The 11,347-nt window shown below is 69.1% G+C and carries 9 protein-coding genes; 5 read left to right on the top strand and 4 right to left on the bottom strand.

Annotation, left to right across the window (positions count from 1 at the left end):
* Positions 1 to 52: 52 nt before the first annotated feature.
* Positions 53 to 466: a PAS domain-containing protein gene (locus ACX12L_RS04000; protein WP_459261381.1), complete on the top strand. Its 414-nt coding sequence runs from the start codon at positions 53 to 55 to the stop codon at positions 464 to 466.
* Between the two features lie 213 nt (positions 467 to 679).
* Here ACX12L_RS04000 and ACX12L_RS03995 read toward each other — a convergent pair whose 3' ends face one another.
* Positions 680 to 3,124, bottom strand: coding sequence for a tetratricopeptide repeat protein (locus tag ACX12L_RS03995; protein ID WP_459261380.1), 2,445 nt, complete (start codon positions 3,122 to 3,124; stop codon positions 680 to 682).
* 67 nt (positions 3,125 to 3,191) lie between these two features.
* Entirely contained in the window at positions 3,192 to 5,138 is a 1,947-nt protein-coding gene (locus ACX12L_RS03990; RefSeq protein ID WP_459261379.1) for an MFS transporter, read from the bottom strand.
* A 190-nt stretch (positions 5,139 to 5,328) separates the two neighbouring features.
* Here ACX12L_RS03990 and ftsH point away from each other — a divergent pair, with 190 nt between their 5' ends.
* The 3 genes from ftsH (at position 5,329) to ACX12L_RS03975 (ending at position 8,505) form a co-directional block, all read left to right on the top strand.
* The gene (ftsH, locus tag ACX12L_RS03985) at positions 5,329 to 7,209 is read left to right on the top strand and encodes an ATP-dependent zinc metalloprotease FtsH (protein WP_459261378.1); all 1,881 of its coding nucleotides are present in this window, start codon (positions 5,329 to 5,331) and stop codon (positions 7,207 to 7,209) included.
* Between the two features lie 88 nt (positions 7,210 to 7,297).
* Positions 7,298 to 7,864 (top strand): bifunctional pyr operon transcriptional regulator/uracil phosphoribosyltransferase PyrR, encoded by a 567-nt coding sequence (locus ACX12L_RS03980; protein WP_459261376.1) that lies wholly within the window; start codon positions 7,298 to 7,300, stop codon positions 7,862 to 7,864.
* Positions 7,861 to 8,505, top strand: coding sequence for a phosphoribosyltransferase (locus ACX12L_RS03975; RefSeq protein WP_459261375.1), 645 nt, complete (start codon positions 7,861 to 7,863; stop codon positions 8,503 to 8,505). The genes ACX12L_RS03980 and ACX12L_RS03975 overlap by 4 nt, the downstream gene beginning before the upstream one ends.
* Here the strand turns inward: ACX12L_RS03975 and ACX12L_RS03970 are convergent.
* Both ACX12L_RS03970 and ACX12L_RS03965 read right to left on the bottom strand, forming a co-directional pair.
* Positions 8,495 to 9,145 carry a dienelactone hydrolase family protein gene (locus ACX12L_RS03970; protein ID WP_459261374.1) on the bottom strand — a complete coding sequence of 217 codons (651 nt, stop codon included), beginning with the start codon at positions 9,143 to 9,145 and terminating at the stop codon, positions 8,495 to 8,497. The genes ACX12L_RS03975 and ACX12L_RS03970 overlap by 11 nt on opposite strands.
* A 7-nt stretch (positions 9,146 to 9,152) precedes the next feature.
* Positions 9,153 to 10,136 (bottom strand): zinc-dependent alcohol dehydrogenase family protein, encoded by a 984-nt coding sequence (locus ACX12L_RS03965; RefSeq protein WP_459261373.1) that lies wholly within the window; start codon positions 10,134 to 10,136, stop codon positions 9,153 to 9,155.
* 203 nt (positions 10,137 to 10,339) lie between these two features.
* Here ACX12L_RS03965 and ACX12L_RS03960 point away from each other — a divergent pair, with 203 nt between their 5' ends.
* Positions 10,340 to 11,329, top strand: a complete 990-nt coding sequence (locus ACX12L_RS03960) for a Bug family tripartite tricarboxylate transporter substrate binding protein (RefSeq protein WP_459261371.1) — start codon at positions 10,340 to 10,342, stop codon at positions 11,327 to 11,329.
* Positions 11,330 to 11,347 lie beyond the last annotated feature (18 nt).

The raw sequence follows: 11,347 nt of genomic DNA, 5'->3' as shown, positions 1-11,347 counted from the left end.
TTTCATCCGAAACGCGCTTGCCAGCGCCACGGCCGTGCGCACAATGCCTGCCATGAGCACCATCCCTACCCCCCCGGCCCCCTGGGAGCGCATCGTCGCCGACGTGGCCGACGCCCTGATCTACGCCGACCGCGAAGGCATCATCCGCGCCTGGAACCCGGCGGCCACGGCGCTGTTCGGCTTCGAAGCGGCCGAGGCCCTGGGCCAGAGCCTGGACCTGATCATCCCGGCGCACCTGCGCGAGGCCCATTGGCGCGGCTTCGACCGCGCGATCGCGCGCGGCAGCTGCGGCCGCGAGGTGCGCACCACGCGCGGCACGCACAAGGACGGGCGCAAGCTGTACGTGGACATGAGCTTCAGCGTGGTCACGGACGGCAGCGGCCAGGCGCTGGGCTCGGCCGCCATGGCCCGGGATGCGACCGAGCGCTACCTGGCCGAGCTGGCGCGGCGCAAGGCCGGGGGCTGAGACGATCCAAGGCATGGGGTTCATGACCTGCACCCCATAGGGCCTGCCACCCGCTCCCGCAATCCCTCTGGCATGACCTACGGCCCCGCCACGGGCGCACCCGCCGTCGATTGGGTCACATAGGCTACTGCAAATGGATTGCTCGTACAGACGATGGCTAACCAACAGCCACTCGAGGCGCTGCCCTCGCCTGTAGAAAAAGCTTATGCCGGGCTACGACGCAATGGAGATCATCGCGGGCTCCTGTCCCGCCTTGTGCCGTTCCACCATGACCGCGTACGCCGCCTCCAGGTGCTTGGCGAACCGCTTTCCGTCAAACAGCGGACTGGCCAGCCGTTGCCGGGCCAGTGTGTCCCGCAATGCCTGCAATGCCTGTGGGGACTGCGCCAACTGGATCGCCCGCGCTTCGAATTCAGACCGAGTCTGCGTGATCAATTCCGGCAAGCCAACGGCCGTCAGCAGGCTGGCCGCCACCCGGCTAGCAAACGACTTGCCCATGCAGGTCAGCACGGGCAATCCCGCCCACAGCGCATCACTGGCGGTGGTGTGCGCGTTGCAGGGCAAGGTGTCCAGAAACAAATCGGCGCAGCGGTGGCGGGCCAGGTGCTCTGGCAGCGGCATGCGTTGCGCGAAGACGAGGCGTGCGTCATCCACGCCGCACTCCCGGGCCCGCTTGCGCAGGCTCTCCACCACCCAGGGGTTATCTTGCAGCAGCCATAGCACGCTGCCTTCGACCGCCTGGAGAATCCGCATCCAGCCTTCGAAGGTAGCCGGGAGAACCTTGTAGTTGTTGTTGAAGCAACAGAAAACAACCCCTTGCTCCGGCAGTCCCATGTCGCTGCGACGGAAGCTGCGCTCCGCGACCGCGCGCTGGCTGTCGTTGCACTGGTAGCTGTGGGGCAGGTAGACGATGTGCTCGCTGTAATGCCGCCGCTGGTTCTCGGGTATGACAACCGGGTCTGCGATCATGTAGTCGATGAATTTCGCCCCGGTCGTTCCTGGGTAGCCGAGGTAGCTGACCTGGATCGGCGCACAGCGCTCCGCGAAGATGCCAATCCTCGCATCGAGGGTGAATCCTTTGAGGTCCACGGCAATGTCGATGCCCAGCGCCCTCGCCTGCGCCACGATCTCGCCATCGCTTTTCGCGTGCACGTCGAAGAAACCGCTGAATTGACGCGCCACCCTGTCGAGCATGGGGCTGGACTGCGCCGGGCCGAATGAAAACCCATAGATCTCGAACCGGCCGAGATCGTGGCTCTCGAAAAGCTCCGCCATCAGAAACATCGTCGCATGGTCATGAAAGTCAGCGGAGAAATAGCCGATCCGTATCTTGTCGTGCCACGCATGCGTCCGCATGGCCTGGGTTTCATTCCGCACGCTCCGCTGCGCCAAATAGGCCTCGGCGGCGCGCATTTGGAGTTCCGGGTCGTCCACTAGGGCCAACACCGAAAAAGGCGTGCCTGTGAAGCTGCCCTGGACGATGTCTTCGCGCATGCGCGCCAGGCTCTCCTCAATGCCAGACCAGTCGCACACCCGCATCTTGTAATCCTGAAGGAGATAACGCGTTCCCAAGTGCCCGTTGTCCGGGCAGCACTCCAGGCTCCGGATCGCATCTGCATATTTCCCCAACTGGAACTCAGCGACTGCCTTGAAGTGATGGGCGTTCTCAGTTTTTCCATTGGGGCCGGCAATGGCAATCGCCTTGTCGTAATTGGCGATGGCATCTTCATAGCGCCGCATCTCCGCCAGCACCTGTCCTCCTGCCACATAGGCATCGACAAAGCCCGGATCCGCGGTCAGTGCGTTTTCCACCTGCATGAGCGCTGCCTCAAGTTGACGCAGCCCTCCAAGGCAGTTCGCATAGTTGACCAATATCTGCGCATTCCCCGGCTTGAGCGCCGCAGCCCGTTCATGCCATCCCCTGGCTTCGGCCATGCGTCCGGTGACCTGCAGCGCTTGGCCCTTGGCGCTAAGTGCATCGGCATAGTGCGCGTTGGCGGCAATGGCTTCATCCACCACGGCAATGGCTTCCGTATAGCGCCGGGTTTCGATCAGAGCAAAACCCATGTTGCACAAAGCCTTCGGGTACCCAGGCGTAACCGCCAAAGCCTGGCGGTAGCTGTCCAGCGCCTCACCATGCCGCCCCATGCGCATCAGTGCGATCCCATGGTTACTCCAGACTTCCGCCGGGCCGTGGCCTGCCGCAATCAGACGCTCGAACTGCTCCACGGCCTCCGGGTAGCGCTGGGCCTGCACGAGGATGGCGCCCCTGTTCTCCAGGGCCGCTGTCCAGTCCGGCTTGATGGCCAGTGCACGGTCCATGCTCTCCAGGGCCGCCTGTTCCTTGTTCTGCTGGGCTTGCGCAATAGCGAGATTGACGTGCAGCGATGCCTCACCGGGTCGAAGCCGAACGGCCCTGGAAAGCCAGCGCTCGGCGGAGGCGAAGTCTTCCGTCTGCAAGGCCAGGGTTCCCAACAGTTGCAGGCAGGTGAAGTGCTCGGGCTGCACCGCCAGTATCTTGGCGTAGATCGCCTTGGCCCGGGACAGTTCGCCCGCGCGGTGCAAGGTCACGGCCTGCTGCAGGTCGGACTCAAGCGTGGCCGGGTGCACGGTCTGGAACTTCTGGGAAAGGGGTGCTTTGCGCTTGGAGCTTGCCATGGCTTGGTAGGGTGTGGGCAGAGTTTCGTCCGGAGCGAGACAAGCCAGCGAGTGTATTCATTTCACCCTACTCCAACGCCAACAGCCTCGCTACCTGCTCGCGCAACCCTTCGGGTGTGGCCTGCTGCGCTTTCACGGACACCCCCACGTTCAGCCCCACGCGGTTGAACATGCCGCGCCGGAACGGCCGCACCATCGCCCCGCCCTGCTCGATGCGGCTGAAGAACGATCCCCACAGGTTGGTGAGCGCCATCGGCACCACGGGCGCATCCACCCCGTCGGCGCGGGCGCGGTCGAGGATCTTCATGATGCCGCCCTTGAACTCCTGCAGTTGTCCGTCGCGCGTGATGCCGCCCTCGGGGAAGATGGCGAGCAGGTCGCCCTCCTTGAGCACCTGGGCCGCGCGCTCGAAGGCGGCCTCGTAGGTGACGGGGGCCTCCTTTTGCGGCGCCACCGGTATCGCCTTGGCCAGGCGGAACAGCGCGCCCAGCACCGGGATGCGGAAGATGCGGTGGTCCATGATGAAGTAGATGGGCCGGGGGCTGGCCGCCATGAGCAGCACGGCATCGACGAAGCTCACGTGGTTGCAGGCCAGGATGGCCGCGCCCTCGGTGGGGATGTGCTCGTCGCCGCGCACCTGGAAGCGGTACACGCAGCGCGAGAGCACCCAGGCCACGAAGCGCAGCAGGTATTCGGGCACCAGCATGAAGATGTGGAACGCCACCACCGCGTTGGCGATGCCGGTGAACAGGAAGATCTGCGGCACCGTGAAGCCCGCCGACAGCAGGGCGCCGGCCAGCACCGCGCTGGCGATCATGAACAGCGCGTTGAGGATGTTGTTGGCCGCGATGATGCGCGCGCGATGCGTGGGCTGGCTGCGCATCTGGATCAGCGCGTACATGGGCACGCTGTACAGGCCCGCGAACAGGCTGAGCAGCAGCAGGTCGGCCATCACGTGCCAGTGCGCGGGCCGCGCCACGAAGGCCGCGAGGCCTTGCGGCGCGGACGGCGGCAACCCACGCGAGGCGAAGTACAGGTCGATGGCGAACACGCTCATGCCGATGGCGCCCAGCGGCACCAGGCCGATCTCCACGTGCCGGCGCGAGAGCACCTCGCACAGCAGCGAGCCGATGCCGATGCCCACCGAGAACACCACGAGCAGCAGCGAAGCCACCTGCTCGTCGCCGTGCAGCACCTGCTTGGCGAAGCTGGGGAACTGGCTCAGGAACACCGCGCCGAAGAACCACATCCACGAGATGCCCAGCAGCGAGCGGAACACGACGAGGTTGCCGTGCGCCAGCTTCAGGTTGCGCCAGGTCTCGCTCACCGGGTTCCAGTTGATGGCCAGGCCCGGGTCGGTGGCGGGCGCCCGCGGAATCCACTGCGCCACCAGCCGCCCGGCCAGCGCCAGGCCCACGCAGGCCACGGCCACCGCGGTGTGGCCCACGCCCGGCAGCGCCACCAGCAGGCCGCCCGCCACGTTGCCCAGCAGGATGGCGACGAAGGTGCCCATCTCCACCATGCCGTTGCCGCCCGTGAGCTCGCGCTCGGAGAGCGCCTGCGGCAGGTAGGCGAACTTCACCGGCCCGAACAGCGTGGAGTGCAGCCCCATGAGGAACACGCAGCCCAGTAGCACGGCCGCGCTGCCCGCGACGAACCCTGCCGCCGCCACCAGCATGATGGCGATCTCCAGGTTCTTCACGAAGCGGATGATGCGCGTCTTCTCGATCTTGTCGGTGAGCTGCCCGGCCGTGGCCGAGAACAGCAGGAACGGCAGGATGAACAGCGCCCCGATCACCAGGCCCGCCATGGCGGGCGGCAGCCACGACACGCCGAGCTGGTAGGTCACCATCACGGTGAAGGCGAACTTGAACAGGTTGTCGTTCGCCGCGCCCGCGAACTGCGTCCAGAAGAACGGGGCGAAGCGCCGCTGGCGCAGCAGCGCGAACTGGTTGGGGTGCTGCGCCGCGGGCGCATGGGGGCTCGATGAAGATATGGGTTGCTGCGCGCTCATGTGCGGCGTGCCTTTGGTGACTGACGGTGCCGCGCATTGTGCGCACAAACCGGCGCTGCCCGGCCAAGGCCTGCCGCTCGCACGGATCGCTGGCGCTGGATAGGCAAGCCCGGGGTTTTCTGCCATTCTGGCGCCTCCGGCCGGGCCGGCGCGCAGGCAGGCCCCCATTCGGAGAAGGAGGAAACCCGCCATGCCGCCCCCTCAGCCACCCCGCCCCGGGCCACCGCCCGCATCGCCGCAATCGCCCTGGCCATGGAACCCCAGCAGGCTGTGGCTGGTGATCCTGGCGCTGACGGCGCTGTTCTGGCTGCGCGACATCTGGGTCACCTCCAGCCAGGTGCAGCCCATACCGTACAGCGAGTTCCTGCAGCACCTGAAGGCCGGCCGGCTGCAATCCATATCGATCAGCAGCCAGTTCATCGAAGGCCAGCTCAAGGCGGCGCTGCCCGACGGCCGCACGCGCATCGTCACGACGCGCGTCGATCCCGCCCTGGCGGCGGAGCTGGCCGGCTACGACGTGCGCTTCGAGGGCGTGGTGGAGAACAAGCTGCTGAGCGAACTGCTGTCCTGGGTGATCCCGGGGCTGATGCTGCTGGCCGCCTGGAGCTTCATCGGCCGGCGCCTGGCCGCGCAAGGCGGCATGGGCGGGCTGCTGTCCGTCGGTAAGAGCCGGGCCAAGCTGCACTCAGAAACCGACGTGAAGGTCAGCTTCGACGACGTGGCGGGCGTGGACGAGGCCAAGGCTGAGCTGCGCGAATCGGTGGAGTTCCTGCGCAACCCCAAGGACTACGGCCGGCTGGGCGCGCACATGCCCAAGGGCATCCTGCTGGTGGGGCCCCCGGGCACCGGCAAGACGCTGCTGGCGCGCGCCATGGCCGGCGAGGCCGGCGTGCCCTTCTTCAGCATCACGGGCTCCGAGTTCGTCGAGATGTTCGTGGGGGTCGGCGCGGCGCGCGTGCGCGACCTGTTCGAGCAGGCCCGCGCCTCAGCGCCCTGCATCATCTTCATCGACGAGCTCGACGCCCTGGGCCGCGCGCGCGGCGTAGGCCCGCTCTCGGGCGGCCACGACGAGAAGGAGCAGACGCTGAACCAGCTGCTGGCCGAGATGGACGGCTTCGACACCAGCGCAGGCGTGGTGATCCTGGCCGCCACCAACCGCCCCGAGATACTCGATCCGGCGCTGCTGCGGGCCGGCCGCTTCGACCGGCAGGTGCTGGTGGACCGGCCCGACCGCAAGGGCCGCGCCGACGTGTTGCGCGTGCACCTCAAGAAGGTGCGGCTGGGCGGCGACGTCGATCCCGACGCTGTGGCGGCGCTCACGCCGGGCTTCGCCGGCGCCGATCTGGCCAATCTCGTCAACGAAGCGGCGCTGCTGGCCACGCGGCGCGGCGCCGACGCCGTCGCGATGGCGGACTTCACCGCCGCCGTGGAGCGCATCGTCGCCGGGCTGGAGCGCCACCAGCGCGTGCTCGGCGACAAGGAGCGGCGCACCGTGGCCGTGCACGAGATGGGCCATGCGCTGGTGGCGATGGCGCTGCCCGGCACCGACCCGGTGCACAAGATCTCCATCATCCCGCGCGGCATAGGCGCCCTGGGCTACACCCTGCAGCGCCCCAGCGAGGACCGCTACCTGGCCAGCAAGAGCGAGCTGCGCAACCGCCTGGCGGTGCTGATGGCCGGGCGCGCGGCCGAGGCGCTGGTGATGGGCGAGGTGTCCACGGGCGCGGCCGACGACCTGGTCAAGGCCACGGACATCGCGCGCGACATGGTGGCGCGCTACGGCATGTCGCCGGAAGTCGGCCAGGTGGTCTACGAGCGCCAGCAGCCGCGCTTCCTCGACCTTCCCGACGGCATGGCGCTGGAGCGCGGCCTGTCGGACGACACCTCCCGGCGCATCGACACGGCCGTGCGCGCACTGGTGGACGAAGCCTTCGCCCGGGCCAGCGCGGTGCTGGCCGAGCGGCGCGCGCTGCTGCAGGAGGGCGCGGACAGGCTGCTGGCGCAGGAAACGCTCACCGAAGCGGACCTGCTGCCCCTGGCCGAAGCCGCGCGGCGCGGGCCTGCGGCGTGATGCCCCGGCGCGTCATTGACTTCGGCCGCCGGGTTGCCGACACTGGCCCGGTCGCCGCCCTTGCGCGGCCGCCACTCCGGAGGTTGCCATGCATCCGTCTGCGGGAGCCCGAAGCTGCCTGTACGACCGCGCCGAGCTGGATGCGGTGATGCACGCCATGGCGGGCCGGATCGCGGCCTGGCTGCAGCCGCAGCAGCGCCTGGCCGTGATCGGCATTCTGCGGCGCGGCGCGCCGCTGGCCCAGCGCCTGACCGAACTGCTGGTGCAGCGCCACGGCATCGCCCCGCCGCTGCGGCTGGACCTTTCCGTCAAGCGCTATGCCGACGACCTCACGCTGCTGTACCCCGAGACGCGGCTCGACGAGCCGGCCGGGCACGCCGCGCCGGACCTCGGCGGCCACAGTCTGCTCGTGGTGGACGATGTGCTGTATTCCGGCCATTCGCTGCTGCGCGTGCTGCAGTACCTGGCCGGCAAGCAGCCGCAGCAAATCCGCGTCGCCACACTGGTGGACCGCTGCGTCGCCCGCCTGCCGGTGCATGCCGACGTGGTGGGTGTGCGGCTGGAGGTCGCGCCCGGCAGCATCGTCGACTGCCACGTGCCGCCGTACGAGCCCGACTTCCAGATCGATCTGGTGCAGCCGGAGCGCGCGCCATGACGACCCCGGACCGCCCCATCGTGTTCCGCGACCGCATCGACGCCGCCGGCCAGCTCGCGCGGCGGCTGCAGGCCTATCGCGGCCGCAACCCGCTGGTGCTGGCCATACCGCGCGGCGCCGTGCCCATGGCCCGGTCCCTCGCGGCGGCGCTGCAGGGCGACTTCGACGTGGTGCTGGTGCGCAAGCTGGGCGCGCCCTTCCAACCCGAGTTGGCCATCGGCTCCGTGGACGAAAGCGGCTGGGTCTACCTGGCGCCCCACGCCGCCGCCACCGGCGCCGACCGGGAGTACATCGCCGCCGAAAAGCGCCGGCAGATGGACGTCATCCGCCAGCGGCGCGCGCAGTACACGCCGGTGCGCCCGCCCCTGGACCCCGCTGGCCGCATCGTCATCGTGGTGGACGACGGGCTGGCCACGGGGGCCACCATGGTGGCCGCCCTGCACGGCCTGCGCCAGCGCCATCCCGCCAGGCTGGTCTGCGCCGTGCCGGTGTCGTCGCCGGAGGCGCTCGACATGGTCCGCTCCCTGGCCGACGAGGTGCTGTGCCTGCAGGCGCCGGCGGACTTCCGGGCCGTGGGCCAGTTCTACCGGGACTTCGCCCAGGTCGAGGACGACGAGGTGGTCGCCCTGCTCAAACCCTAGGCAAATATTTCTCGAACCAGTCGGCGGCCTGCCGGGCCGCGGCCTCCAGGGTGCCCGGCTCCTCGAACAAATGGGTGGCGCCCGCAACGACGCTCAGGCGGTGCGGGCAGCGCATGAGGGAGGCCGCCTGCCGGTTCAGCTCCAGCACCTCCTCGTCCCGGCCGCCCACCAGCAGCAGGGTCGGGCAGGCCACGCGCGCCAGCGCCTCGGGGCCGGCCAGGTCGGGCCTCCCGCCGCGCGACACCACGGCCCGGATGTCGCTGCCCTGCGCGGCCGCGGCCATCAGGGCCGCCGCCGCTCCGGTGCTGGCGCCGAAGTAGCCCATGGGCAGGGACCGGGTGAGCGGCTGCCGGCCGAGCCAGCGCGCCGCCGCGCGCAGCCGCTGCGTCAGCAGGGCGATGTCGAAGCGGGCGCGGTAGTCCCGGTCTTCTTCGGGCGTGAGCAGGTCGAGCAGCAGGGTGCCCACGCCGCGCGCGTGCAGCACCCGGGCCACGTGGTTGTTGCGCGGGCTGTGCCGGCTGCTGCCGCTGCCATGCGCGAACAGCACCATCCCGATGGGCGCGGCGGGCAGCACCAGCAGGCCCTCGACATGGGCCTGGTCCACCGGAATGCGCACCACTTGTTCCTGCGGCAATGTCATGGATGCCTCACATTCGCAGCACCGCCGCGCCCTGGAGCGCGCCCTGGCGCAGCCGCTCCAGGGCTTCGTTCGCCTGCTCCAGCGCGAACACGCTGACCTCGGTGCGCAGCGGCGCCTGCCGGACCGCCTCGAAGAACGCAAGGCCGTCTTCGCGCGTAAGGTTGGCCACGGAGCGGATGCTGCGCTCGCCCCACAGCCAGGCATAGGGAAAGCCGGGAATGTCGCTCATGTGGATGCCCGCGCAGACCACGCAGCCGCCCTTGTCGAGGTGCCGCAGGGCAATGGGCACCAGGGGGCCCGCGGGCGCGAAGATCAGGGCCGCGTCCAGCGGCTGCGGCGGGGCCTCGTCGGTTCCCGCGGCCCAGTTCGCGCCCAGGCTGCGCGCGAATTCCTGGCTGGCGCCATCGCCGGGGCGGGTGAAGGCGAAGACTTCGCGCCCCTGGGCGCGCGCGAGCTGGGTGATGAGATGCGCCGCTGCGCCGAAGCCGTAGACGCCGAGCCGCTGCGGATCATCCGCCAGGCGCAGCGCCCGGTAGCCGATGAGGCCGGCGCACAGCAGCGGCGCCAGGTGCTCGGCGACCGGCTCCTCCGGCAAGGCCAGGCAATAGCGCGCATCGGCCAACGTGTACTCGGCATAGCCGCCGTTGAGTTGGTATCCCGTGAAGCGGGCCCGGTCGCACAGGTTCTCGCGTCCGCTGGTGCAAAAGCGGCATTGCCCGCAGGTCCAGCCCAGCCAGGGCACGCCCACCCGCTGGCCCAGGCGCCAGCCCTGCACGCCGGGCCCCAGGCCCGCGATCCGGGCCACGATTTCATGGCCGGGCACCACGGGCAGCACCGGATCGGGCAGCTCGCCATCAAGCAGGTGCAGGTCGGTGCGGCACACCCCGCAGGCCTCGACGGCCAGCAGCAGCTGGCCCTCCCGGGGCACGGGCTGCGGCAGCTCGGCCAGCCGCAGCGGGCGGCCGGGCTGCTCAAGGACCATGGCACGCATACGCACTCCCCGTCTGGCTCGAACAGGCTTGCATCTTCTGCGTTTGCGCCGCGCGGATCAAGTCCGCGGACCCGGCGCAACACGCGCACCGCCCATATGCATATGGCGCGGACGCATGTGAATTTCCCCACAATGGCGGCGGCTGCGCCGCTCGTACATGATTCGGCGCAACATCGCACTGATCCACCACAAGGAAAGACGCCATGCACCCTCTTCTCCGGCGCGCCGCCACCGCCGCGGCCATGCTGCTGACCGCCGCCTCGGCACTCGCCCAGGCCACCGACTGGCCCAGGCAGCCCATCACCCTGATCATGGGCTTTCCGGCCGGCTCGGGCGTGGACGTGGTGGCGCGCGCGGTGCAGGAGCCCCTGAGCCAGAAGCTCGGCCAGCCCGTGGTCATCGACTACAAGTCCGGCGCGGCCGGCAACATCGCCAGCGAGTACGTGGCCCATGCCAGGCCCGATGGCTACACGCTCGCCTTCGGCACGGCGGCCACGCACGGCAGCAACGCGGCCCTGTACAAGAACCTGCCCTTCGACGTGGAGGCCGACTTCGTGCCCGTGGGCCCGCTGATCGACGTTTCCAACGTGCTCACCATCAACCCCGGCGTGATCGACGCGAAGAACCTCAAGGAATTCGTCGAGATCGTCAAGGCCAACCCCGGCAAGTACAACTACGCCTCCACCGGCAACGGCACGGGCACGCACATGGCGTTCGCCGAATTCAATGCGCGCCTGGGCCTGAACATGGTCCACGTGCCCTACAAGGGCGGCCCCGAGGCCATCACCTCGGTGCTGCGCGGCGAGACCTGCTGCATCATGAACCAGGTGCAGACCGTGCTGCCGCACTACAAGAGCGGCAAGGTTCGCCTGCTGGGCGTGACCACGGCCAAGCCCGTGGCAGCCGTGCAGGAGGTGCCCACCATCGCGTCCAGCGGCCTGCCTGGCACCCAGGGCTTCGACAGCTCGATCTGGTTCGGCATCTTCGCGCCCAAGGGCACGGACGCCGCCGTGGTGCACAAGCTGAGCACCGCGCTGCGCCAGGTGCTGGAGCAGCCCGAGCTGCGCCAGCGCTTCGAGTCGCAGGGCAACGCAGTGCGTATAGAGACGCCCGAGCAGTTCCGCCAGACCGTGCGCAAGGACCGCGCCAAGTGGACGCAGGTGGTCAAGGACGCGAAAATCAGCATCAACTGACCACCCTGCCCCGCACCT

This window comes from Alicycliphilus sp. T452, assembly GCF_054512775.1.
This window is presented reverse-complemented; position numbering and strand designations above follow the sequence as displayed.